24 protein-coding genes and 1 tRNA gene are annotated in these 24,308 nt (G+C 59.8%); 9 read left to right on the top strand and 16 right to left on the bottom strand.

The features are described 5' to 3' along the window. Positions 1 to 27: 27 nt before the first annotated feature. Together BOSE62_RS00245 and BOSE62_RS00240 are read left to right on the top strand one after the other, a co-directional pair. Positions 28 to 237, top strand: coding sequence for a hypothetical protein (locus BOSE62_RS00245; protein ID WP_159640167.1), 210 nt, complete (start codon positions 28 to 30; stop codon positions 235 to 237). Between the two features lie 3 nt (positions 238 to 240). Beyond that, positions 241 to 711, top strand: a complete 471-nt coding sequence (locus tag BOSE62_RS00240) for a GreA/GreB family elongation factor (protein WP_159640164.1) — start codon at positions 241 to 243, stop codon at positions 709 to 711. Positions 712 to 891: 180 nt separating this feature from the next. Here the strand turns inward: BOSE62_RS00240 and BOSE62_RS00235 are convergent, their stop codons facing one another. Beyond that, positions 892 to 2,112: a glycerate kinase type-2 family protein gene (locus tag BOSE62_RS00235; RefSeq protein WP_159640161.1), complete on the bottom strand. Its 1,221-nt coding sequence runs from the start codon at positions 2,110 to 2,112 to the stop codon at positions 892 to 894. Between the two features lie 103 nt (positions 2,113 to 2,215). Here BOSE62_RS00235 and BOSE62_RS00230 point away from each other — a divergent pair, with 103 nt between their 5' ends. Continuing rightward, complete coding sequence (locus BOSE62_RS00230) at positions 2,216 to 4,009, top strand: sugar phosphorylase (RefSeq protein WP_201295621.1); 1,794 nt, start codon at positions 2,216 to 2,218, stop codon at positions 4,007 to 4,009. Here BOSE62_RS00230 and BOSE62_RS00225 read toward each other — a convergent pair. The 6 genes from BOSE62_RS00225 to pepN all read right to left on the bottom strand — a co-directional run bounded on the left by BOSE62_RS00225 (position 4,006) and on the right by pepN (position 12,445). Continuing rightward, positions 4,006 to 5,220, bottom strand: coding sequence for a glycosyl transferase (locus tag BOSE62_RS00225; RefSeq protein WP_159640158.1), 1,215 nt, complete (start codon positions 5,218 to 5,220; stop codon positions 4,006 to 4,008). The genes BOSE62_RS00230 and BOSE62_RS00225 overlap by 4 nt on opposite strands. 34 nt (positions 5,221 to 5,254) lie before the next feature. Beyond that, a complete protein-coding gene (locus BOSE62_RS00220; RefSeq protein ID WP_159640155.1) occupies positions 5,255 to 6,091 on the bottom strand; it encodes an HAD-IIB family hydrolase in 837 nt (278 codons plus the stop codon). Positions 6,092 to 6,192: 101 nt separating this feature from the next. Beyond that, positions 6,193 to 7,470, bottom strand: coding sequence for a cystathionine gamma-synthase family protein (locus BOSE62_RS00215; RefSeq protein WP_236554125.1), 1,278 nt, complete (start codon positions 7,468 to 7,470; stop codon positions 6,193 to 6,195). 95 nt (positions 7,471 to 7,565) lie between these two features. After that, positions 7,566 to 8,972: an SLC13 family permease gene (locus BOSE62_RS00210; RefSeq protein ID WP_159640149.1), complete on the bottom strand. Its 1,407-nt coding sequence runs from the start codon at positions 8,970 to 8,972 to the stop codon at positions 7,566 to 7,568. A gap of 115 nt (positions 8,973 to 9,087) precedes the next feature. Then, complete coding sequence (gene pgeF / locus BOSE62_RS00205) at positions 9,088 to 9,855, bottom strand: peptidoglycan editing factor PgeF (RefSeq protein WP_236553744.1); 768 nt, start codon at positions 9,853 to 9,855, stop codon at positions 9,088 to 9,090. Beyond that, entirely contained in the window at positions 9,848 to 12,445 is a 2,598-nt protein-coding gene (pepN, locus tag BOSE62_RS00200) for an aminopeptidase N (protein ID WP_159647818.1), read from the bottom strand. Before pepN ends, pgeF begins: the two co-directional genes overlap by 8 nt. Before the next feature lie 103 nt (positions 12,446 to 12,548). Here pepN and BOSE62_RS00195 point away from each other — a divergent pair, with 103 nt between their 5' ends. Together BOSE62_RS00195 and BOSE62_RS00190 are read left to right on the top strand one after the other, a co-directional pair. Next, positions 12,549 to 13,844 (top strand): M48 family metallopeptidase, encoded by a 1,296-nt coding sequence (locus tag BOSE62_RS00195; RefSeq protein ID WP_159640143.1) that lies wholly within the window; start codon positions 12,549 to 12,551, stop codon positions 13,842 to 13,844. Positions 13,845 to 13,850: 6 nt separating this feature from the next. Beyond that, positions 13,851 to 14,651 (top strand): SDR family oxidoreductase, encoded by an 801-nt coding sequence (locus tag BOSE62_RS00190; protein ID WP_159640140.1) that lies wholly within the window; start codon positions 13,851 to 13,853, stop codon positions 14,649 to 14,651. A 3-nt stretch (positions 14,652 to 14,654) separates the two neighbouring features. Here BOSE62_RS00190 and BOSE62_RS00185 read toward each other — a convergent pair whose 3' ends face one another. The 3 genes from BOSE62_RS00185 to BOSE62_RS00175 all read right to left on the bottom strand — a co-directional run bounded on the left by BOSE62_RS00185 (position 14,655) and on the right by BOSE62_RS00175 (position 16,719). Then, positions 14,655 to 15,593 (bottom strand): DMT family transporter, encoded by a 939-nt coding sequence (locus BOSE62_RS00185; protein WP_159640137.1) that lies wholly within the window; start codon positions 15,591 to 15,593, stop codon positions 14,655 to 14,657. After that, entirely contained in the window at positions 15,590 to 16,591 is a 1,002-nt protein-coding gene (locus BOSE62_RS00180; protein WP_159640134.1) for a threonine aldolase family protein, read from the bottom strand. The genes BOSE62_RS00185 and BOSE62_RS00180 overlap by 4 nt, the downstream gene beginning before the upstream one ends. Positions 16,592 to 16,633: 42 nt before the next feature. Further along, positions 16,634 to 16,719: transfer RNA gene (locus tag BOSE62_RS00175), tRNA-Tyr, on the bottom strand. A 135-nt stretch (positions 16,720 to 16,854) separates the two neighbouring features. Between BOSE62_RS00175 and rlmB the strand changes: the two genes are divergently transcribed. Beyond that, entirely contained in the window at positions 16,855 to 17,601 is a 747-nt protein-coding gene (rlmB, locus tag BOSE62_RS00170) for a 23S rRNA (guanosine(2251)-2'-O)-methyltransferase RlmB (RefSeq protein ID WP_159640131.1), read from the top strand. 2 nt (positions 17,602 to 17,603) lie between these two features. Next, complete coding sequence (locus tag BOSE62_RS00165; RefSeq protein WP_159640128.1) at positions 17,604 to 18,347, top strand: hypothetical protein; 744 nt, start codon at positions 17,604 to 17,606, stop codon at positions 18,345 to 18,347. Positions 18,348 to 18,415: 68 nt separating this feature from the next. On the opposite strand, the gene BOSE62_RS00160 is transcribed toward BOSE62_RS00165, so the two are convergent. Continuing rightward, positions 18,416 to 18,733 carry a 2Fe-2S iron-sulfur cluster-binding protein gene (locus BOSE62_RS00160; RefSeq protein WP_159640125.1) on the bottom strand — a complete coding sequence of 106 codons (318 nt, stop codon included), beginning with the start codon at positions 18,731 to 18,733 and terminating at the stop codon, positions 18,416 to 18,418. A gap of 92 nt (positions 18,734 to 18,825) precedes the next feature. Between BOSE62_RS00160 and BOSE62_RS00155 the strand changes: the two genes are divergently transcribed. Continuing rightward, the gene (locus tag BOSE62_RS00155; protein ID WP_159640122.1) at positions 18,826 to 19,443 is read left to right on the top strand and encodes a DNA-3-methyladenine glycosylase family protein; all 618 of its coding nucleotides are present in this window, start codon (positions 18,826 to 18,828) and stop codon (positions 19,441 to 19,443) included. A gap of 3 nt (positions 19,444 to 19,446) precedes the next feature. Here BOSE62_RS00155 and BOSE62_RS00150 read toward each other — a convergent pair whose 3' ends face one another. From BOSE62_RS00150 to BOSE62_RS00135, 4 genes are read right to left on the bottom strand one after another with little or no spacing between them, the layout of a single operon-like run. Beyond that, positions 19,447 to 20,208, bottom strand: a complete 762-nt coding sequence (locus tag BOSE62_RS00150) for an SDR family NAD(P)-dependent oxidoreductase (protein WP_236553741.1) — start codon at positions 20,206 to 20,208, stop codon at positions 19,447 to 19,449. A gap of 28 nt (positions 20,209 to 20,236) precedes the next feature. After that, positions 20,237 to 20,761, bottom strand: a complete 525-nt coding sequence (locus BOSE62_RS00145; RefSeq protein WP_236553739.1) for a hypothetical protein — start codon at positions 20,759 to 20,761, stop codon at positions 20,237 to 20,239. A gap of 2 nt (positions 20,762 to 20,763) precedes the next feature. Next, on the bottom strand, positions 20,764 to 22,299 hold the full coding sequence (locus BOSE62_RS00140; protein WP_159640116.1) for an ABC transporter permease/substrate-binding protein: 1,536 nt from the start codon (positions 22,297 to 22,299) through the stop codon (positions 20,764 to 20,766). Beyond that, positions 22,296 to 23,069: an ATP-binding cassette domain-containing protein gene (locus BOSE62_RS00135; protein WP_159640113.1), complete on the bottom strand. Its 774-nt coding sequence runs from the start codon at positions 23,067 to 23,069 to the stop codon at positions 22,296 to 22,298. Before BOSE62_RS00135 ends, BOSE62_RS00140 begins: the two co-directional genes overlap by 4 nt. 109 nt (positions 23,070 to 23,178) lie before the next feature. On the opposite strand from BOSE62_RS00135, the gene BOSE62_RS00130 reads away from it, so the two are divergent. Further along, positions 23,179 to 24,012, top strand: coding sequence for an SDR family oxidoreductase (locus BOSE62_RS00130; protein WP_159640110.1), 834 nt, complete (start codon positions 23,179 to 23,181; stop codon positions 24,010 to 24,012). Here BOSE62_RS00130 and BOSE62_RS00125 read toward each other — a convergent pair. Further along, entirely contained in the window at positions 24,009 to 24,308 is a 300-nt protein-coding gene (locus tag BOSE62_RS00125) for a 4a-hydroxytetrahydrobiopterin dehydratase (protein WP_159647816.1), read from the bottom strand. The genes BOSE62_RS00130 and BOSE62_RS00125 overlap by 4 nt on opposite strands.

Below are 24,308 nucleotides of genomic sequence, written 5' to 3'. Positions count from 1 at the left end.
CTGCCCTGCCGTCGCAGGTGGCGCGGCATGGCAATTATCGCAATCATCATGAACAGCAGCACAGGTCAACCGATCCAAAAAATGACCTTTGGCCGCATGCCCAAACCCTGGGCCTCCTTCAGTCTCGAGAGCGGCGAGCTGGTGACCGCCGAACGGATCGATGTCGGCACGCCAGCGCACGGCAAATTTGTCGCGCCGATCTCAATCTGGGTTACTCCCAAGGCAGAGAAAGCCTGAGTGATGAGCGTTGCTTTCCGCAGAGAAGGTGATGACGAGCATCTCGAGCCCAAGTTCGAGCATCCGATCCCCGTCGGGCCCAATCTGGTTACCGCGCGCGGGTTACGGCAAATCAAGCAGCGCGTCGTGGAATTGCAGGCCGAGGTCGCCGAACTGACCGACGAGACGACCCGCAAGATTGCCAAGCGCGACCTGCGCTACTGGAGCACCAGACAATCAACGGCGGAATTGCCGCCGAAACCGAGCGGGGAACGAGTCGAATTCGGCACCAGGGTCACTTTCCTTCTCGATGGCAGGGAAAAGACTCTCTCGATCGTCGGGGATGACGAAGCCGATCCGGCCAGCGCGCGAGTCTCCTTTTCCGCGCCGGTCAGCCGTGCCCTGATGGGAATGGAGCCGGGCGATTTCGGCGATTTTGCCGGACGAGAGGATGCCATCGAGATACTGTCCATTGCGGTGTTCCCGCAGTCATGAGCCGGGCCAGCGGACAAAAGCCGCGGAAAAATGTCCCGGTGATGGATCGCCACCCGCCTGACACAATATGCCGTTTTTATTTTCTGTGATTTATGCGCCGGAAACCGCAGATTTTCCGGTCGATATGTCAATGAGCCGGCCCGAGGACAAGCGATCCCCGCCACTGTAGAAGAGTCCGGTTCAGCCGACGAGGATCACTCTCAAATCGTTCACATTGGTGCCTGAAGGACCGGTCATCAACAGAGCGCCCGCCTTTTCAAAAGCCAGATAGCTATTATCCTGTTCGAGCAGATGGCGCGCCTCGCCTGCTCCCCCCATCAGCTCGACGATTCCGGGCCACAAAAAGCCTCCGGCATTGTCTTCCGAACCGTCGATGCCGTCGCTGTCGGCGGCGAAGCCGCAAATATCCGGTTCGCCGTTCAATGCCAAGGCACAAGCCAGCAGATAAGCGGTACAACGGCCACCGCGACCATCCCGGTTGCTGATCATCACCGTCGCTTCGCCACCGGATATCAGGGCCGCCTTGCGACCACTTGCCTTGATCGCCAGCGCCTGTGCGGCGTGGTCGCGCCCGAGTTCCAGCGCGTCGCCCTCCAGCGCATCGCCGAGCATCACCGCTTCATAGCCCATCGCCTGAACGGCTTCGACCGCTGCTGCGCACATGTCGGCAGGCCGGGCGCAGAGATCGGCGGTCACGCGTTGCATCTTCGGATCGTCTGCTTTCGGCGTTTCCAGAGCGCCGGAACGCAACTGGCTGCGGATCGCGGGCGGAAGGACAATGTCATATTTTGCGGCAATCGCCAGCGTATCGGCGCAGGTTGAGCTGTCCGCGACCGTCGGGCCCGAGCCGATCATCGCGATATCGTCGCCGGGAATATCGGAGATGGCAATCATATGGGTTGCCGCTGGCCAGGCACGAACGGCCAGCCGTCCGCCCTTGATCGCCGAAAGATGCTTGCGGACCATATTCATTTCACCGATCGGTGCACCGCTGCGCAGCAGGGCGCGGGTGACGGCCTGTTTCCCGACCAGCGATATGCCCTCGGCCGGCGCGGGCAGCAGCGCGCTGGCGCCGCCGGACATCAGCACCAGCAAGAGATCATCTTTGCCAAGTGCGTCCGCTGCCTGCAGGGCGCTTTGCGCAGCTTCGGCGCCAACCGAATCAGGGACCGGATGCGATGCTTCGACAATCTTAAAATTATCCGGCGCAAAGCCGGCTTCGACATAGCCCTGGCGCGTGACGATCAGGCCCTCGACATTTTCCGGCAGGCGATCGAGGATAGCGGCGACCATCTGGGTGGCTGCCTTGCCGATGGAAAGCAGATAGGTCCGACCGGGCACTTTTGGCCAATCGACATGGCGCATCGCATTGGCCGGCAGCGCGGGTTGCAGCGCCTGCAAATAGAGATCCTCTAAAAAAGCTTTTATTGAATCGGGATTTGTTGTTTGATGCACTGCACAATAAGGGCCCGATTGTTCCGCCGGGGTCAAGAAGATTTTCGGAGTGACAGAAGAAGCCATGAATGATCGCGCCACTATCGACCACCTTCTGCAACGGCTGACGGCGCATCTGGGTGCGGTCTATCCCGATTACGATTGCGAGGCACTGGCCGAGCGTATTGTCGACCTGTTCTGGCCCGACAAGAGCAAGATGATCCCGCGATCGGAAATCGCCGACAAGCATTTGTGGGACGAACGCGATATCGCACTGATCACTTATGGAGGCACGATTCGGTCGGATGGCGAGCGGCCCCTGCGGACGCTGCACCGATTCCTGAAGCAGCATATCGGACAGACCATCGGCGCCGTTCATATCCTCCCTTTCTTTCCCTATAGCTGTGATGACGGCTTCGGGGTGATCGACTATCTCGCGGTCGACGAGGATCTGGGAGACTGGTCCGATATCGAGGCGATTGCCGGCGACTATCGCCTGATGGGAGATCTGGTGATCAATCACGGATCGAGCAAATCCGTCTGGTTCCAGCAATTTCTGTCCGATGAAGCACCGGGCAAGGACTATTATTATACCGCCGATCCAGCCGCCGATCTCGGGCAGGTGGTGCGTCCGCGGGCGCATCCGCTGCTGACACCGTTTCGCACCGTCTCCGGCGACCGCCATGTCTGGAGCACATTCAGCAGCGACCAGCTCGATTTCGATTTTACCAATCCCGAGCTGCTGATCGAATTTGTCAAGATCATCGCCGCCTATATCGACCATGGTGTCAGGATTTTCCGGCTCGACGCGGTCGCGTTCCTGTGGAAGAAAATCGGCACGCCCTCGATCAATCTCGACGAAACCCACGAGATCATCCGTCTGCTTCGGACCCTGATGGACCATCATGCCGAGACGCTGGTCATCATCACCGAAACCAATATCCCCAATCACGAGAATCTGACCTATTTCGGCAACCAGAACGAAGCGCATGTCATCTATAATTTCTCGCTGCCGCCGCTGCTGGTCCATGCGCTGCTGACCGGCAACGCGCTTTATCTGAAGCGGCTGACACGGAGCAATCCGCCGGCATTGACCGGTTGTACCTATCTCAATTTCACCGCCAGCCACGACGGGATCGGTCTGCGTCCGACCGAAGGGGCGCTGCCACAGGGCGAGGTCGACCAGATGCTGGCCTGTATCCAGGGCTTTGGCGGGCGTGTGTCGATGCGGCGCGGGCCGGGTGGCACCGAGAAGCCCTATGAGATGAACATCTCCTTTTTCGAAGCGATGCAGGGCACGCTCGACGGACCGGACGAATATCAGATCGACCGGTTCATGGCGGCGATGGCGATCATGCTGGCGCTGGAAGGTATTCCGGCCATCTATATCCACAGCCTGCTGGCGACGCCGAACGGCTATGAAGATGTTAACCGGACCGGCCATAACCGGTCGATCAACCGGTCGCAGCTGGACTATGACACGATCAGTGCGAAACTCGGCGATCCGGAAGCCGTCGAGGCGCAGGTCTTTTCGCGTTTTCTTGCGCTGGTTGAAACCCGCAAACGGCAGCCGGCTTTTCACCCCAACGCGGTGCAATTCACGCTGGCGTTGCCCGAAGGCCTGTTCGGCATCTGGCGCCAGAGCCGCGAACGGACACAGAGCATCTTCGCGATCACCAATGTAACCAACGAAGAAAAAATGCTGTCGCTGGCCGACGTCAATCTGATCGCCGGGGACAGCTGGTGGGACCTGATCTCAGGCCATATCATTGCCGACATCGAGGGGGATTTCAGCCTGTCTCCCTACCGGACCGTCTGGTTCAGCAACGTCGCGCCCGACCCGGCCGAGACGTCCCAGAGCTAGTCTTCGTTATCCAGGCGGACCGCTTCCTTAAACCGGTCGGTGAAATCCGGAATGGCGCTGTTGATCCGGTTCCAGTTTGCCATGAAGGGTGTTTCGTTCGGCGATTCCAGAAATGTTTCACCGGCGGTCATGATATTCTGCGCGAACAGTTCGACCGTCGTCTCCTCTTCATGCCGGTCAAGCGTCAGGCCGTTCATCACCGCGTCGTTATAGAACGTCTCGATCCGGTCGAGGGCGATCCGGAAATAGGTCGCTTTCAGCGTGCGGAAGGTGCCTGCGGAAAAGACCTGACCGTCGGTGGCAAGCTTGCGGAACAGCGACTTGGTAATGTCGATGCTCATTTTCGACAGACCGCCTTCGGGATTGTCATGCGAAACCGACTGGTGCTTGTGGTCATAATTGTCGGCGATCTCGACCTGGCAGATCGACTGGGTCGACTGGTTGCGCCAGACTTCGGACAATACCCCGACCTCCAGACCCCAGTCGGACGGGATTCGGATATTCTTGACCACCTGCCGGCCCATTGCGAACTCGCCGGCCAGCGCGTAGCGGAAGCTGTTCAGATAGGTGATATAGTCATTGGGTTCGCAGACTTTCTTGAGCGCCGCCAGCAACGGCCCGATCAGCAGACGCACGACACGGCCGTTGAATTTTTCCTCGGTCGTCCGTGCATAATAACCTTTGGAGAAGACATAGGGGAAAGTCGGATTGGCCACCGGATACATCAGCCGCGCGAGCAATTCCCGGTCATAGGTCAATATGTCGCAATCGTGCAGCCCGACCACTTGGGCGTTGGTGGCTGACAGGAAATAGCCAAAGCAGAACCAGACATTGCGGCCCTTGCCCGGTTCCGCCGGTGACAGGCCGCATTCTTTCAGCTCTGCGTCGAGCGCAGTCAGCCGGGGGCCGCTGTTCCAGAGGATATGATGGCGTTGCGGCAGCCGCGAAAAATATTGTTTCGCATATTCGAACTGCTCCTTGTCGGCGCGATCCAGCCCGATGATGATGTCGTCGAGATAGGGCACCTGGCACAGTTCATCGACGATATTTTCGAGCGCGGGGCCTTCCAGTTCGGAAAACAGGCTGGGCAGGACCAGTGCCATGGGATTGGCTTTGCGAAAGCCCATCAAATCGGCTTCCAGCGAATCGACCGAGCGACCGGACAGATTGTGAAGCGTGGAAATTGAACCGTTTTGATGAAAGTCAGCCATAGATGTCCCTGTGTTTGCCGAGAGACGAGCCTAATCAGCTTTGGCGCAGGTTTAAACCCAATTCTGCCAGAATTTCCGTGACCGCGCTCACCCAGCCCTCCGGGCCCGGCGCCGGGGCGGTGCGGACACTGGGCTTGACGGAGACAATTGTGACGCCCTGCGGATTGGGCATGATCACGCCAAAATCGGCCGCCTCTATCATCCCCAGGTCATTGGGCCCGTCGCCAAGAGCGATCGAAAGGATGTCGCAGTCCGGTTTTCGTCCGGCGATGGTTTCGATGATCCGGGCCATCGCTTGCTCCTTGGTCGCGTGACCGGTCAGATGGTAAAACCGTCCGCCGCGCTGGATCCGCAGACCGGATTCGGCGACGACGGACGCAAGCGATTCCAGCTCGCCGTCTGTGCCAGACCAGAGGAAGGGTTCGGTCGCCTGACGGTCCTTCGCCCGCCGCGCATCGCCGTAGGCCAGCCCGGTCGCCTCGACCACCGCATCGACAGACATGTCGGAAAATCCGCGAAAATGGCGGCGCAACGAGGCCGGCAGCTTGCCGATCTGGTCCAGTATCGCCGGATAGGCGACTCCCATGGTGATCCTGCCGGAGGGGTCGTCCTCGCCGGTAATGAAGTTTTCGGGACCATGTAGGACGGACCCGTTCTCGGTCACGCAGAGCGAGAATGGCAGGGGCAGTGTCTGCTGCAGGTGAATCAGTTCCGCATGGGTCTTGCTGGTAACCGGAACGACTTCCGCCAGCGATCGCCGGGCCAGATCAGCGACCAGCCCGTCCGCGGGCTTGGCCGAATAGCTGTGATGATCAAGCAGCGTGCCATCCAGGTCGGTGCATATCACGGGGTAAACGGGTCGCTTTGCCATAGCCCCGATATAGCAGTCCGGCCTGAACCGGAAAGCGCTTATCTGTAGAAAACTCTACCCCGTGACCAAAGCGGCTTGGTTCCGCCGCTTTGGCGAGAAGATCAGACGGCGGCCAGCGCCTGGTCGAAGTCGGCTATCAAATCGTCCGGGTCTTCGACACCGATGGAAATGCGGACCAGATTGTCGGTGATGCCGAGCGCGGCGCGGCGTTCGTCAGGAACCGAGATATGGGTCATCGCAGCGGGCAGGCTGGCCAATGTTTCGGTACCGCCGAGGCTAACCGCCAGCTTGGCGATCTTCATCGCATCGAGAAAGCGGAAGGCCTCCGCCTCGCCGCCCTTGATGAACAGCGAGAAGGTCGAACCGGCGCCGCTGCAATGGCGGTCGTAGATATCCTGCTGGCTTTCGTCGTCGATGAAGCCGAGATAGCCGAGACCATCGACCTTGGGATGGTCGCGCAGGAAAGCGCAGACCTTTTCGGCATTTTCACCAGCCCGGGTCATGCGCAATTCCAGCGTCTCGAGGCTGCGCATCAGCATCCAGGCGGTATTCGGATCGCAGATCGTGCCGATGGTGTTCCGGATCGCGCGGATCGGGTCCATATGCGCCTTGCTGCCGAGCACGCCGCCCGCGACCAGATCGCTGTGCCCGCCGACATATTTGGTCAGGCTGTAGATGACGATATCCGCGCCGTGTTTCAGCGGCTGCTGCCAGAGCGGGCCGAGGAAGGTATTGTCGATAGCGATCTGTGGCGCGGCTTCATCCCCAAACACCTGTTTGCGCGCGTCAGCCACGCCTTCGATATCGACCAGAGCATTGGTCGGATTGGCCGGGCTTTCGAGATAGATGATCGCGACCTTGCCGCCGTTGGCTGCGGCCTTCGCTCTCGCCTCTTCGAGCATCGTGGCGACTTCCGACGGGCTCGCGCCGGCGGGGAAGTCAAGGAAAGTGACACCGAAGCGGCCGAGTATCTTGTTGATCAGCGTTTCGGTCGCGGCATAGAGCGGCCCGCTGTGGACGACGACATCACCCTGATTGACATTGGCCAGCAGCACCGTGGTGATCGCCGACATGCCGCTGGAGAAAACCAGCGCATCCTCGGCCTCGTCCCAGATGCTCAGCCGGTCTTCGAGAATTTCCTGATTGGGGCCGTTGAAGCGTGAATAGACCAAACCGTCCGCACCGCCGGGCCGCTTGCCGGTAATGCCTTCGAAAAAGCGTTTGCCGGCGGCGGCATTTTCAAAGGCAAAGGTCGAGGTCAGGAAGATCGGCGGCTTGAGCGAGCCTTCTGAAAGCTCCGGATCATAGCCATGGCCCATCATCAGGGTAGCCGGTTTCAGCTTGCGGCCACCGATTTTCTCGATCGGCGCCTTGGGCATACGGCGGGTCACCGGGACGGCTGCGTTGGGATCATCTTGCTTGGCCATGTCTGTCTCTCCACATCAAATATTTGCATGAAGTCTTGCCTGAAAATCTAACTGGTTACAACGGAAACCATCCAGATGCAGCCGATTATGATCGGGATGCCGGCAAGGTCGAGCAGCAGGCCGGATTTCAGCATTTTCGGCAGCTCGATATGACCGGTCGACCAGGCAATCGCATTGGGACCGGTACCGCTAGGCAGCATGAATCCCCAACTGGCGGCCATTGCGGCAGGCACAGCGAGCAGCACCGGATCGACGCCGGTGGCGAGGATCAGGCTGGCGACCACCGGCATGATGCCGCTGGCGGTGGCGACGTTGGAGGCAAATTCGGTGACCAGAATGACCAGCGCGACCAGCGCGATGGCGATGATCAATACCGGAACCGACTGCAGCGGTTCCAGCGCTCCGCCCAGCCATTCGGCCAGACCGGACTCGATGATCCCGGCGGCCAGCGCAAAACCGCCGCCGAACAGCATGATCACGCCCCAGGGCGCCCGGTCCGCTTCATCCCAGTTGAGCAGCCGCCGACCGGTCCCGTCGGGCAACGAGAATAGCAGCAGTCCGCCGAAAATGGCGATACTGCCATCGTGCAGCGCCCCTTCCGGAAAGATCGTCTTGAGTTGCGGCAAGAACAGCCAGCCCAGCACGACGATAGCGACGACCGGAACGAGGCGCTTTTCCGGCACGCTCCAGGGGCCCGGCGAACCGATTGCCAGCTTTGCCTTGACGCCATCGAAACTGTGACGCCCAACCTGTTGTACCGCGATCAGAATGGCGGCGAGGACGGGGATGCCGATAAGCACGATCGGGATACCGAATTTCAGCCAACTGAGAAAATTGAGATCCATGCCCAATGTCTTGTTGATCAGGCCCGCAGCAATCGCGTTGGTCGGACTGCCGACCAATGTGCCGAGGCCGCCGATAGAGGCGGCAAAGGCCACGCCCATGACCAGCGCTCCGGCGAACCCTTCGGTCTCGCCATCCCGGACCCCGCCAGCGACCAGTACCGCCACCGCAATCGGGATCATGATCAGGGTCGAGGACGTGTTGGAAATCAGCATGCTGAGCAAGGCGGTGGCGATCATGAAGGCAAATAATATGCCCCAGGCGGTCTTGCCGGACAGGCCGATGATCGCCAGAGCCAGCCGCTTGTGCAGTCCGACCCGCTCGATGGCCAGCGCCAGAAAGGCGCCGCCGAGGATGAGGAACAGGATCGGCGAATAATATTGGCTGGCGGTTTCATTGACCGACATGACATCCATCGTCGGCAGCGCCAAGAAGGGCAGCAAGGCCGTGGCGGTCAGCGGCACCGCCTGGGTCATCCACCAGGTCGCCATTAGCAGGGTCAGCGCAGCCACCTGCCAGGCCGGCGTCGACATGGCTTCCGGAGCGGGCACGAGCAGCATGATGACAAATCCGGCGAGCCCCGCCCATAGACCGATGCGTTGTGCGTTCATGCCCTATCCCCCCCGTATCCCGTTCTCCCAGTCTGCGCCGGCGTGCAAACCGGCTGGCCTTTGTTAATGGCCAGATTGGTTCAGCCCCCAGCCTTCGCTGGGGTGACGGGGGAAATCAATAGTATTCCGCAAGGCCGATCAGCGAAACCTGCCTGCCATAGCCCGCTTCATCGCGGTGACAGGAGCGGCGGTAGCTGAAATAGCGGTTCTCGTTGGCATAAGTATCGAGACCGAGTTTATCGAACTTGTTAATGTCTGCTGCTTGCAGTCGGGCAGCGACATAATCCTCTATATCAAACTGGAAATGGTCCGCTTTGCCCGCAGTGAAGAAGCGGTCATTATCCGTATCGGCTTCGAGAAACCGCGTCCGGAAGGCCGCATCGACCTCATAGCTGGGCTGCGCGATGCAGGGCCCGATGGCACAGGCAATATTGCCGCGATCCGCGCCCAGCTTTTCCATCGCTATGAGTACATTGTCGGTAACCCCGGCCAAAGCGCCCTTCCAGCCGGCATGGGCGGCGCCGATCACTTTGGCTTGCGGGTCATAGAACAGCACCGGCACGCAATCAGCGGTCAATATCCCGAGCAGCAGGTTTGGCTTGACCGTCACCATCGCATCGGCCTGTGGGCGCTGGTCGAGCGGCAGGGGTTCGGTCACGGTGACAACCTCTGCGCTATGGATCTGGTGCACGGTCACCAGTTCGCTACCCGGCAACACGCCTTCCGTGGCGCGGCGGCGATTTTCCATGATCGACTCGCGGTCATCATCACTGCCCAGACCGATATTCAGCCCGCTGTAGATTCCTTTCGAGACACCCCCTGCCCGGCCGAGGAAACCATGTTCCACGCCCTTGAGCAGTGGAGAGATCGCGATATCAAGCAAGGCTCTTGTGCACCTGTTCGGCGACATCTTTCGACAGGCCCGGCTGCGCCGCAATCTTCTCCAGCGCCAGCCGCATCAGGTCCGAACGACCCCGTTCGTAGCGCCGCCAGCGCCCGAGCGGCGGGATGAATCGGGCCGCAGTCTGCGGATTCTGCTTGTCCAGCGCGATCACCATGTCTGCGATCAACTGGTAACCTTTGCCCGACGGATCATGAAAGCGGACTTGATTGCCCGTAAACGCTCCATAGAGCGCGCGCACCCGATTGGGATTGGACAGAGTGAAGTCGGGATGGCGCGACAGGCTTTCGACCCGTTTCAGCGCATCGGGGCGCTGCGACATTGCCTGCAGGCTAAACCATTTGTCGAGAACCAGCGCGTTGTCCCTGAATCTCTTGTAGAAATTGTCAAAGGCCGCGGACCGTTCTTCGGATTCGAGATTGGACAATACCGCCAGCGCCCCCTGCATGGCGGTCATATTGTCCGCATCGCGATATTGGTCAAAGGCCAGCTCAGCTGCATCTTCGGCAAAGGATGCGGCCAGATAGGCCAGAGTCACGTTGCGCAATTTACGCTTGCCGCGCGCCTCGGCATCGAGCGAGAATTCGCCGGGCCAGCAGCTCTTGTAGAGCTTGCGGAACTGCTTTTCGAACTGCACCGCGATCTTGCCGCGCAATTTCTCGCGCTCCTCATGGATCGCCTGCGGATCGACCTCGACCATCTGGTCACCGAGAAAGGCTTCGCTGGGCAGCTGGATCAGCTCGGCGAGAAAGGCAGGATCGATTGACGTGTCGGCGAGTATTTTCGCGACCGCCAGCAGGATGATATCGCGATCAACCGGCGTGCCCGAAACCCTAGCCGTCAGATAATTGGTCATCAGTTGCTGCATCGCCTCGAACCGGGCGAAAGGGTCGTCGTCATGCGCCGACAGAAAGGCCAGTTCCTCGGCGGTCTGGTCGCTGTCCAAGATGATCGGCGCGGAGAAACCGCGATTGATCGACAGGATGGGCCGTTCCTTATGGCCTTCAAGCGCGAAGCTTTTCTCGGACTGGTCGAGCAACAGCAGCTGTTCGCCCTGGTGCGCGCCGGTTTCCGGATCGAGCAGCGCCGTGCGCAGCGGTATCAGCAGTTCGGACGGCTTCGGCTTTGCGCCATTTTGCGCAATTCTCTGCGTCAGCCGGATTGTGGCCGTGCCGGTTTGCGGGTCGTGGGACAGCGTCGCGCTTACCCGCGGCGTGCCCGGCGTCTCATACCATTTGCGGAACTGTTTCAGGGCGATGTCGCCGCCGTCTTCCATCGCGGTGACAAAATCCTCGCAGGTCGCCGCCTCGCCGTCATACCGGTCGAAATAGAGATCGGTACCCTTGCGGAAATTCTCCGGCCCCATCAGCGTGTTCATCATCCGGATGATTTCCGCACCCTTGTTATAGATGGTCGCGGTGTAGAAATTAGAGATTTCCTGATAGCTTTCCGGACGGATCGGATGGGCCAATGGCCCCGCATCCTCGGGGAATTGCGCTGCCCGCAATATCCGCACATCCTCGATCCGCTTCAGCGCCGCCGAACCCATGTCGGCAGAGAAGCTCTGATCGCGGTAGACAGTGAAGCCCTCTTTCAGGCTGAGCTGGAACCAGTCACGGCAGGTGACGCGATTGCCCGACCAGTTGTGAAAATATTCATGCGCGACCACGCCCTCGATGCCGTCAAAATCGGCGTCGGTGGCGACTTCGGGATCGGCGAGAATATAGCGGGAGTTGAAGATATTCAGCCCCTTATTCTCCATCGCGCCCATGTTAAAATCGCTGACGGCAACAATGTTGAACAGGCCAAGGTCATATTCGCGGTCATAGGTTTCTTCGTCCCAGCGCATCGAGTCCTTCAGCGCCTGCATCGCATGGCCGGTACGATCGAGATCGCCGTCGCGCACCCAGATATTGAGTTCGACCGGCTTGCCCGAACGGGTGGTGAAGCTGTCGCTGTTGGCGACCAGATCGCCCGCAACCAGTGCGAAAAGATAGCTCGGCTTGGGCCAGGGATCATTCCATTGCACCCAGTGGCGGCCATTTTCGCCATCGCCTTCGGCAATCTTGTCGCCGTTGCACAGCAATATGGGGAATTTCGCCTTGTCGGCTTCCATCCGCACCTGATAGCGGCTGAGCACATCGGGCCGGTCGGGAGCGAAGGTGATCCGGCGGAATCCTTCCGCTTCGCACTGCGTGCACAACATCCCGTTCGATGCATATAGTCCCATCAGCTGGGTGTTGGTCGACGGGTCCAGTTCAACCTCGATCTCGACGCTGTGCGATGCACCGTCCAGCGGCAGCACCAGATCGCCTTCGACCAGTTTCCAATCGGTAAACGCGGCGCCGTCCACCCGGACTGCCGTCGGCGAAATATCATCGCCTTGCAGCACCAGCGGTTCGCCAGCCTTCGCGCTTTTTGACCGGCGGACATCCAGTTTCGAACGGACCAGCGTGTGCTCCAGACCGAGCTGGAAATCCAGGTCGACTTCCGGAATGAACCAGGCAGGCGGGCGATAATCCTCGCGGCGGATCGTCGCGGGATCGTGGGGTGCTGGCGCGGCATCGGCCATTTCGTCGTTCGATGTTTTCTGAATATCAAGCATGGGCCTTGCCATAAGAGCCATTTGCACCCCGCGCAATTGCGTTTATGGCTGGAACGAAAGGGAGTGGGTCATGTCCAGAATATTGTTCATCGTCTTTGCCGGTCTGCTGGTCGCTGGCTTGCCAGCGGACATTATTTTTGCGCAATCCGGCAGCGCGCCTTTTGACGTTGAGCAGGCCAGCCGCGCCTATATCGACACATTGCAGGGCGAAGAGCTGGAAAAATCGAACAATTATTTTGAAGGCGGCTACTGGCTGATCCTTTGGGGGGCCCTGATTGGTATCCTGGTCGATTTCGTCATTCTACAGTCCCGCTTTTCTGCCCGATTCCGCGACTGGGCCGAACGGGTCACCAAGCGACATTGGCTGCAACCGGCGCTTTATGCCTTGCCTTATGTCATCGCCGGATTTCTGCTCACCCTGCCATGGACAATTTACACCGGTTTTTTCCGGGAGCAGCGATATGGCCTGATGAGCCAGAGCTTCGGCGACTGGTTCGGCGAGCAGATGATCGGTCTTGTCATCTCGCTGCTCATATTCCCGCTGCTGGTCATGGCGATTTTCGCGGTGATCCGGCGGGCGCCCAAGACATGGTGGCTATGGGGCACCGGGGTGGTTTCGATCTTCCTGTTCATCGGCATGATGCTCGGGCCGGTGTTCATTTCGCCTTTGTTCAACGATTATCACGAGATGGCGGACGGACCGATGCGCGACAGGATTGTCGCGATGGCCGCAGAATATGATATTCCGGCGGAGAATATCTATGTGTTTGACCAGTCGAAGCAGCATAAGAGAATATCGGCCAATGTTTCCGGTATCGGACCGACGATCCGGATATCGCTCAACGACAATCTGCTCGAACGGACCGATCCGGACGAGGTCGCAGCGGTAATGGGGCACGAACTGGGCCATTATGTCCTCGGCCACACGTGGCGCACGATCTTCATCCTGGCGCTCATTATCGGACTGGGACTGTTCCTTGTCGCACGGCTCGCGCCGCGGCTGATCGAACGCCATGGCGCGAAGTGGGGCGTTCGTACCATTTCCGATCCAGCAGCGATTCCGATACTCAGCCTTATCCTCACGGCCTATTTCTTTGCCGCAACGCCGGCACTGAATAGCCTCGTCAGGATTACCGAAAGCGATGCCGACCAGTTCGGGCTGGATACGGCCAGAGAACCGGACGGCTTTGCCAAGGTGGCGATGCGCTTGTCGGAATATCGCAAGATCGAACCGGGTCCGGTCGAGGAAATGCTGTTCTTCGATCATCCTTCCGGCGCCACGCGTGTCCGGATGGCGATGCAGTGGAAGGCAGACAATATCGAGAATCCGGTGATTCAGAACCCCGGCAAGCTGGAACAGGAATAGGTGACGATGCAGCGCGTCTTGATCTTCGGCATGGGCTACACCGCCTCGCGGCTGGCACACCGGTTGCGGGCGCTGGGCTATGAGGTGATCGGCACCCGCCGGGAACCGCAGGATGGCGCGTTGGCTTTTGATGACAGGCGCTCCGTGCTGGCGGCGCTGGAATCGGCGAGCCATGTCCTCTCCTCGGTTCCGCCAGCGAGCGATGACAGCGAACCGGTGCTTGAGCAATATGGCGAGGCGATAAGGGCCGCTTCGCTGCAATGGTGCGGCTATCTCTCCGCAACCGGCGTCTATGGCGATGTCGACGGCGCCTGGGTGGACGAAAGCGCGCCAACCGGCTCGGGTCGCCGCAAGGCGCGCAGCAAGGCCGACCAGCGCTGGCAAAGATTGCGCGAGGATGTGCATGTTCTGCGCCTTCCGGGCATATATGGTCCGGGCCGCAGCCCACTCACCCGGGTGCGCAGCGGCAAGGCCCGGCGGGTCAATATGCCCGGACAGGTGTTCAGCCGTATCCATGTCGATGATATCGTCAGCGCGGCGATCGCCTCGTTCGACGGGCCGGCGGGCGTCTATAATATTTCCGATGACCTACCAGCGCCGCAACATCAAGTGATCGCTCATGCCGCGCGCCTGCTGGGCATGGATGTCCCGCCGCTGCTATCGCTGGAGGAGGCCAATCTGTCGCAGGCCGCGCTCGGTTTTTATGAAGAAAACCGGCGCGTTGCCAATGGCAAGGCGAAGCGATTACTCGGCTGGCAACCGCAATATCCGGATTATAAAGCGGGGCTGCAGTCGCTGCTCGAGTGATGGTCAGGCCGCGATCCGCGGCGTCTTCGGCTTGCGCGCGCGCAGCGCGACCAGCAATCCGGCCATCGCCAGAAGCGCGCCAACGGCGGGCAGCCAGGTCCAGACATAATCCTCGAAAACCGTCGACAATATCATCGCCACCACCGGCACCAGCACGCTGGAATAGGCCGCCTTGCCCGGCCCTATTTCCCGGATCATCGCAAAATAGAGCGGGAAGGTCACGACCGAGCCGATTACGCCGAGATAGACGATCCCGCCCCAATAGGCGGCGCGCGTTTCATAGACCGGCGGACCGACGGTGACCCAGGACAACAGCACGTTGATCAGCGCCCCGAACAGCATCGCCCAGGCGAGGACGGTGATGATCGGATAGGATTTGAGCCGCTGGCCCGCCTGCATGACATTGGCAATCGAGGCCGACATGATTCCGCCGAAAGCCAGCGCCGCGCCGATCAGCACCTGTTCGAGGCTGGCAGGAGAAGCTCTATATTCGTGCCAGAACAAAAGCGCGATTCCGACCGCGGCAATCGCTGATCCGCCGAGAAAGGGGCCGGATATCCTGTGGCCGAGGAAAATACGACCCATGATCGCGTTGGGGACCATCAGCAGCGCGAACAGGACCGCGACCAGCCCCGAGGTGATGAACAGCTCGGCATTGTAGACAAAGTTGAAATTGAACGTGAACTGGAACAGGCCGAGGATTAGCGCGAACAGATAGCCGGTACGATCGAGCCGGAAAGACAGGCGCTTGTAGGCAACCAGCACGAACATCGCCGCAGCCGCGATCAGGAAGCGGTAGCTCACCGACCATCCGGGTGGCACTTCGGAAATCTGGTCCTTGATCACCAGCCAGGTCGATCCCCAGATCAGCGAGACCAGCAGGAACGGAATCAAAATTCGGGGAGCGAGCAGGCTTGGTTCGCTCTCTTCACCTGTGTTCATAGGGATGCGATCGCTTCGGCCAGCGGGCGGATATTTTCCGCGCTCTGGTTCCAGCTGGTCACCAGCCGGGCCTGCCCCTCGCCCCAGTCGTAGAAATCAAATCCGGCGCCGCGCAGTTTCTCTGCTTCGTCTGCCGATAATCGGATAAAAATCTCGTTCGCTTCAACCGGGTAGAGCAGCCGGTCACCCGCGGCTTCGGCGATGATCTGCGCACCGGCGTTGGCCACCCCGGCGTTTTCGAGCCACAGGTCATCCTCCAGCATGGCCAATATCTGGGCCGCGAGAAACCGGCCCTTCGACTGCAAATGCCCAGCACGTTTGCGGCGATAATGGGTGTCGCCCGCCATTTCGCGATCGAAGAATATCAGCGCTTCAGCGCTCATGCCGCCATTTTTGACGAAACCGAAGCTGAACGCATCGACGCCAGCCTTCCAGGTCAGCTCGGCGGGCGAACAACCGAGCGTCGCCACCGCATTGGCAAAGCGCGCCCCGTCCATGTGCAGACTGAGCCCGCGCGCCTTGCAGACTTCGGCAAGTCCGGCGACCTCGTCCGGCCGGTAGACCAGACCATATTCGCTGGCGTTGGTGATCGAAACCGCCGCCGGCTGGACCTGATGGACATCGTCGCGGATCGCCCTGCAACAGGCTTCCACGCTTTCCGGCGACAGTTTGGCGCCCTCGCCGTCGAGCAGCATCAGCTTCGCCCCACCGGTAAAGAAACCGGGCGCGCCGGCCTCGTCTTGCTCGATATGCGCTTCGCGATGGCAGATCACGCCTTGGTGCGGCTGGCACATCGCGGCGAGCGCCAGCGAATTGGCCGCCGTGCCGGTCGCCACCCAAAGCGCCTCGACCTCGGTTTCAAACAAATCGGAAAAGGCGGCATTCAGCCGCCCGCTCAGGGCATCGCCATCATAGGCCGTATCCGGCCCATTGGCGGCGGCGAGCGCTTCCAGAACTTTCGGGTGCACCGACGCGGCATTATCAGAGAAAAATCGCATCGCCAGCGCATGGCTCACGGGCTCTGACGCGTCAAGACGGGATGGTGGACAGGATAGGATTCGAACCTATGTACGCTTACGCGGGCAGATTTACAGTCTGCTGCCTTTAACCACTCGGCCACCTGTCCATATGGGTACCCAAGGCCGCCATCGGCGACAAGAGCGGCTCAATGACGAAGGGATGGCAAACTGTCAATGCCTGCCCTTTGAAATTTGCAGAAAAAAAGGCTGTCGGCAGCAGCCATAGCGTCTAGAGAGCCAATATGGCACGCAAGAACAGATCTATTAAGAAAACCGGCGGTGGTCTCAAATTCTGGGGACGGCACGCGGTCGAAGCCGCGCTCGACAATCCGAGACGGGTGATCAAGAAAATCTCGATCACCCGCGAGGCCTTGGCAACGCTGGAGATTCCCGACGATATCCCAGTGGTTATCAGCGATGTCGCCGATCTCGGCCGGGTGATTCCGCGCGATGCGCCGCATCAGGGCATGGTCGCCGATGTCGACCCCCTGCCCGATATCTGGCTGGGCGACATTCTCGACCAGCAGAGCGACCGGCCGTTGCTGCTGCTTGATCAGGTGACCGATCCGCATAATGTCGGGGCGATATTGCGCTCCGCCGCGGCCTTTGACGCAGCGGCCATCATTACCCAGGACCGCCATGCGCCGCCCGAATCGGGCGTCGTGGCGAAATCCGCCTCCGGTGCGCTGGAAATTGTGCCGTGGATACGCGTGGTCAACCTGTCCCGCGCACTCGACGACATTGCCGAAGCCGGATACTGGCGAATCGGGCTCGACGGCGAGGCGGTCGACGAACTTGAACCGGCCATGGGGTCCGGCAAGATCGCGCTGGTCATGGGCGCGGAAGGCGAAGGCCTGCGGCAGAATGTTGCCGGCCATTGCGACACATTGGCCCGGCTGCCGATAAGCAGCAAGATGGAAAGCCTGAATGTTTCCAATGCCGCCGCGATTGCGCTATATGCTGAATATACAAGGAAAAAAGGGGAATAGTCGTGGGGAAATATAGCAAATGGCTGCTGGCTCTGGTCGCGCCGCTGCTATTGGCCGGCTGCTTGCTCATTCCGGGCAAATTCGAATCAGAACTCCGCCTGATGAACGACGGCACTTATAGCTTTGTCTATAACGGACAGATGCAGCTCGCTGAAGGTGGTGATGATGCCATGTCTTCGCCGTCCGGCATGGCGGATGGCGAGCAGGCTGGAAGTGGTTCAAGCGAGGAAGACCAGAAAAACGCCGCGATGCGCTCGATTTTCGGAGGCGCGGTGCCCGGCGATGATGAAGGCCTGAAGCTTTTTGCCGCGAAGCTCGCCAAATATGATGGCTGGAACAAAGTCGAATATATCGGTGATAATATGTTCGAGGTCGAATATGCCATCAGCGGCAAATTCGACCGGATGCTTGCTTTTCCGACGATACCGGGGGCAACGATGCAATTTCCCTTCGTCCAGGTCATCAGGCGCAACAAGGGCGAACTCGAGATACTGACGCCGGCCATGGCAAGCGCTGGCGGACTGGTGGGCAATTTGCGCCCGCCTTCGCTGGGCGGTCCATCGGACGAATCAAAAGCGCAACTGATCGACGGAACCTTCACCATCGTCACCGATGGCACCGTGTTGTCCAACAATACCGAAGATGGCCTGACCGTCGATGGTTCCCTGAAAAACATGCACTGGAAGGTAGATGCGACGAGCGGCCCGGAAGGAAGCCCGCGCGCGATTGTCAAACTGGCCAACTAGATTTTGAACCAGACAAAAAAAGGGGCCGCTGAAAAGCGGCCCCTTTTTTTGCAATCGGTCAGAAGAAATCAGTCTTCTTCGGCGATCCGAACTTTCAGGCCATCGAGTTCGTCGGAGAGCTCAATCTGGCAGCTGAGCCGCGAGAACTCGTCACGATGGTCGCTGCTTTCCAGCAAATCATCTTCGTCTTCGCTCATTTCCGGCAATTTGGCTTTCCAGTCCGCATCGATGTGGACATGGCAGGTTGCGCAGGAGCAGCAGCCGCCGCACAGAGCAAGCAATTCGTCAAAGCCGTTGTCGCGGATCGCTTCCATGACGCTGACTCCGGCATCGACGGAAACTGCTTTTTCTTCGCCATCGCGGCCGGTTACGTGAATCGTTGGCATAGCTACCCCTTAGTGACTGTTCATTAAAAATCCCGCACGCTATGTCTGGACCTTCAAAAAGAATCAAGGGCCGAAACGAGGACCGATATTCGATGGGCCTATCAAAAGAAGGAATCAAAGCCGGGCTGGACCATGCCGCTGCCCTCGAGCCTAGGCTGGCAGCCGCCATCGAAACGTCCGGCTATCCCGAGCCGCGCATCCGGCCGGAAGGCTATGAAACATTGCTCCGCACCATCGTCGGCCAGCAGGTCAGCGTGGCTTCGGCGGCGGCGGTCTGGACCAGGCTGGAGGCACGACTGGGTGACGGTTGTCCTCCTGAAGCGCTGATTGCCACGGAATTTGACGAACTGCGCGCCTGCGGGCTTTCACGGCAGAAACAGGGCTATGCCAGAAGCCTTGCGGAGCTGATTCTCTCCGGCAGTGTGGATCTGGAAAATCTGCCAGAGGATGACGAAGAGGCGATTGCTCTGCTCACCCGAATCAGGGGCATTGGCCGCTGGTCGGCGGAAATCTATCTGCTGTTCGCGCAGGGCCGCCCGGACATCTGGCCGGCGGGCGATCTGGCGATACAGGTCGGTGTCGGGAATTTTCTCGACCTGCCGGAGCGGCCTTCGGAAAAAGAGCTGCGCGATATCGCGGAAAGCTGGTCCCCGCATCGCGGCGCCGTGGCGATCTTCACCTGGCATCATTATCATGTCATGGTGATGTAGCGGCTAGAGATCGACCGGATGATTCCACCAGGCGGCATCGGTGAACGCGCGCATGTCGAGCTCAAACGTCCAGGCCGAGCGGTGCTGGTGGGCGATATGGAAATAGGTGTCGGCAATTGCCGAGGGTTCCATGATCTCGTCCTTGCCGTTGCCCTTGGCTTCGCGCAACTGGGCAAAACGTTCCGGCCCGAGCAGCTTGCCCAGCGTATCCGGCGCGTTGACCGCGCTATCGATCAATATATGCGCGACATGGATATTCTGCGGTGCGAACTCGGCGTTGAGAGTCTGGCAGAGCATCCGTCGGCCACCCATGGCGGCGGCATGACTATGTTGCCCGGCATTGCCGCGCATCGCCGAAGTCGCGGAGGTCACCAGTAGCGCCCCTCCCCCGCGTTCGACCATCTTCGGAAACAGTTTTTGCGCTACCCGGAACACACCGAGCGTGCCCATCCGCCAGCCCAGTTCAAAGGTCTTTAGCGGCGTGTCCGCCAGCGCCCGGTTGCCGATCTGCGCGCCGAGATTATAGACCAGTACATTGATCGGCCCGATATCGGCCTCGACATCGTCGATCAGCTGCTCGATCGCGCCCTCGTCCACCGCGTTGAGCAAATGGCCCGAGGCCTCACCGCCTGACGCTTCAGTTTCCGCGACCATCTTGTCGAGCCCATCCTGATCGCTGCGACGGCAGAGCGCGACATGATAGCCATCCTTTGCAAAACGCCGGCCGACATGGCCGCCTATACCGGCCCCTGCCCCGATTATCATGCAAACATCCGTCATAGTGCGCGCCTTGTCATTTGAGGAAAGGATTGAGCTTCATCACTTCTTCCATGAAGGACCGCGGCTTCTTCCAGTTGGCGGTTTTCAGATTGGTCTTGAGGTCGAGCGTCTGAATCACATCATTGATGAAATGCACGCAATTGCGCTTGTTAAGGCTGTAGCTTTTTTGTGGAATAGCCTGCCATTTCTGCACCACGGCCAAAAGGTCGCGATATTTCTTGTCGCTCACTTTCACGGTGAAATGCGGGTTGCTGCTGGCGACATAGTCGGCGGACGGAGCCTTCACATGGCCTTTGACCGAGCCGAACAAAATGCCCGGCGAGACATTGACCGCGGTGAAACCAAAGCCGGTATCGACTTTCTTGCCATCAGCCATTTCTCCCTTGGCGACAAAGAATGCATGCGGAAAATTCTTCCCGAAATCGTGCGAATAGAAAGTGACCGTCACTTCCGCGCGCGCCGTGACCGAGAAGCTTGCCATGAACAGCAGCGCGGCCAGACCGGCCATTCTCAACAGATTTGCAAAAGCAGATTTCACGTTCATTCCCTCAGTTTTTCGTTCAGCCAGCGAGCGGCCTGCCGGGGGGTTTTCTTGTCCCCTTCGCGATCGACCATATAATTGGCCTCGCGCATATTATCCACCGTGATTGCGTCGATCAGCGGATTGATTGCGGCGACAAATTTCTGATCACCGGCCCGGGCAGGCGCCAGCAACAGGATCGCTTCATAAGATGGCACCGCGCCCTTCGGGTCTGCAAGCACGACCAGTCCGTTGGCCGCGATCCGTCCGTCGGAGGAAAAAGCGGAAATCACGTCTACCTCGCCGCTGACGAGCGCCGGATACATGAATGTCGGACTGAAGGAGCGGGCATTCTTGAAGCGGATCGGATAAGCGTCGCGCACCATTTGCCATTCCGGCCGTTCGAGAAATTCGACATCGGTGCCGAAATTGAAATCGCTCGACACCCGCGCCAGATCGTCGAGGGTGCGCAGCGACTTTGCCCGGGCGTCTTCCGGCCGGACGGCGAATGCATAGGTATTTTCAAAGCCCAGTGCGCCAAGCATTTTGACCCCGTGACTGTGACTGCTCCATTGCGCGATCGCTTCGAGCATCTCCGCTTTCGGAAGATTGTCGCTGCGCTGCATCTGGTTCGTCCAGATCGTGCCGGAATAATCGACATAGACATCGACATCGCCCTCCGACAAAGCCTGATAGACCACTGCCGATCCCAACCCGTCGCGATAACGCACGGCATAGCCAGCTTCTTCCAGACGCGAGCCGATCAGCCGCGCCAATATATATTGTTCGGAAAAGCCCTTGGCCCCGATCACCACAATATTGTCGCGGGCGATCATCAGCGGCAGCGTCGCGACCAGCAGCCCCGCGGCGATCATCGCCAGCCCGGCCCATGCCCATATCCGGCGCCGTTCGCGGATGCCTCGCTCGATCAGTCCGAGCAGCAGGTCGACCGAAATCGCCAGAGCTGCGGAGAACAGGCAACCGGCCAGTACCAGGGTCCAGTTCTGCGTCTGCAATCCGGCAAAGATCAGATCGCCCAGGCTGGGCTGGCCAACGGTGGTGGACAGCGTCGCTGCGCCGATGGTCCAGACCGCGGCGGTGCGGATACCGGCCATGATCGTGGGCGCGGCCAGTGGCGCTTCGACATAATATAATTTCTGGCTGCCGGTCATGCCGAGACCGTCTGCGGCCTCCTGCGCCGCCGGGTCGACACCCGTCAACCCGGTCACAGCATTGCGCAGGATCGGGAGCAGCGCGTAAAGGGTGAGCGCGAGCAGTGCCGGAAGGAAGCCGAAAGCGGAGATGCCGCCGCCAATCAAGGCCGACACCCCGAGCAGCAGCGGATAGAATAGCGCCAGCAACGCCAGTCCCGGGATCGTCTGGATCAGGCTGGCAATGGTCAGCGTGACGGCAGCCACTCTCGGCGAGCGCGCGGCCCATATTGCCAGGGGCAGACAGATAAGCATCGCCAGAGCCAGCGCCGAGACACTGATCTGCACATGGGCTGCGAGCAATTCCGGCACCCGGGACAGGGCCTGTTGCCAAGCCTCGTTCATGATTTATTGCCCAGTGCGATCAGATGGGCGGCCTGCGCGCGGGGAATGGCGACCAGCGCCTCGGCTTCCTCGCCAACATTGCCGGACACCAGCTCGGCGGGGGTCGCATCGGCCCTGATCCGGCCGGCCTCCATCACGAGGATGCGGTCAGCGAGGTAGAGCGCTTCGGCCATATCATGGGTGACGATGATCGTGGTCAGCCCGAGACGCTGGTGCAGCGCCTTATATTGATCGGTCAGACTGTCGCGGGTCACCGGGTCAAGCGCGCCGAAGGGTTCGTCCATCAGCATCAGTCCGGGCCGGGTCGCCAGAGCCCGCGCGACACCTACGCGCTGCTGCTGGCCGCCGCTCAGCTGGTCCGGCATGCGCGAGGCCATCTCCTGCGGCAGCTCCACGAGTTCGAGCAGTTCGGCAATCCGCTCTCTCCTGCCCTCTGTCTCGCCCGCCAGCTCCAGCCCGATGGCGATATTGCGGGCGATCGTCATATGCGGAAACAGGCCAATATTCTGGAATACATAGCCGATGCGGCGACGCAAGATATGGGGGTCGACCGAGTCGACGGGATCGGCGCCGATGATAATCTCTCCACCGTCCGGCTCGACCAGCCGGTTCATCATCTTCAGCAGGGTCGATTTTCCCGAACCGGACAAGCCGACCAGGGCAACCATGCTGCCCGCGGCAATATCCAGCGAAACCCCGTCAACAGCGCACACATTCCCGTAATGGCGACTGATATTTTTCAGCCGGATGGAAGGACCGGAGACAGGCATAGGCCGATATAGTGACGCGCTTTGCCGCGCATGTCCAACTTCACTTGACGTTCGCGTCAAAAACCGCTCGAATGAACATCAATGTTAATAACGACGTGGGAGCGGATTCATGGGCTATCAAACTGGGCAAAAGACGATCTTCATCACCGGCGGCGCCTCCGGCCTTGGTCGCGAAGTCGGTCGCTATTTCGCCGAGCGGGGCTGGTTTATCGGAATTGCCGATATCAATGATGCAGGCATGGCCGAAACGGCAGCGCTCCTCCCCGAAGGACAAAGCTCGACCCACAAGCTGGACGTCACCGATCGCGCGCAATGGAAGCAGGCGGTTGCCGAATTTGGCGCGATTACCGGTGGCCGGATGAATGTCCTGTTCAACAATGCCGGCATTGGCGAAGGCGGCCCGATCGAGCAGATGCCGGACGAAGATATCGATCTGATGATCGCGATCAACCTGACCGGCGTTATCAGCGGGACACGTGCCTGTTTCGAGATGCTCAAGAACACCCCGGACAGCTGCATTCTCTACACCGCCTCGGCCGCCGGCATTTACGGTGTCGCGGATCTGAGCGTCTATAGCGCAACCAAGTTTGCAGTGCGCGGGCTGGCTGAATCGCACGATATCGAATTGCGCAAACATGGCATAAAATCCCGGTCGCTGATGCCGGGCTTTGTCGACACCAATATCATCTCGAACGTCGTTGAAGGCACCAATCAGACCGGCAAGGAACGGCTGGAAGAGGCCGGCGTGATGGTCAGCCCCGTTTCGATCATCGGTCCGGCAGCCTGGGAGGCCGTGCACGGCGAAAAGGTCCATACGCCGGTCAACAAAATGGCCAAGCAACTGGCCTTTGCCGCACGCTGGATGCCGGGACGTTTGCGCAAGCAGCAGGCCCAGCTCGCCGACATGGGGGATGTGCTTGCCGGAGCGGAATCCAAAAACTAGAGCATTTTTTCGATTGTCCGGGCCAGTTCGCCATCGCGCTGCGACAATCCGCCATTGTTGCCCGCATCATGTGTCGTGAGCAGGATATCGACCCGGTTATAGACATTGAACCATTCGGGATGGTGATCGGCCTTTTCCGCGTGCAGGGCAACGCGGGTCATGAAAGCAAAGGCCTCGGTGAAATCGGCAAATTTAAACGAACGGCTGATCGCATCGCGTTCCTCGTCATATTGCCAGTCCGACAGCTCGGCGAGCAGCGCCTCGCGCTCGTCTTCAGTCAGTTGCGCCACCATAAT

It is taken from the genome of Sphingorhabdus sp. 109 (genome assembly GCF_902506555.1).
Lineage (GTDB): Bacteria > Pseudomonadota > Alphaproteobacteria > Sphingomonadales > Sphingomonadaceae > Parasphingorhabdus.
Note: the sequence above shows the minus strand (reverse complement) of the source record. Positions and strands in the feature narration are given on the sequence as shown.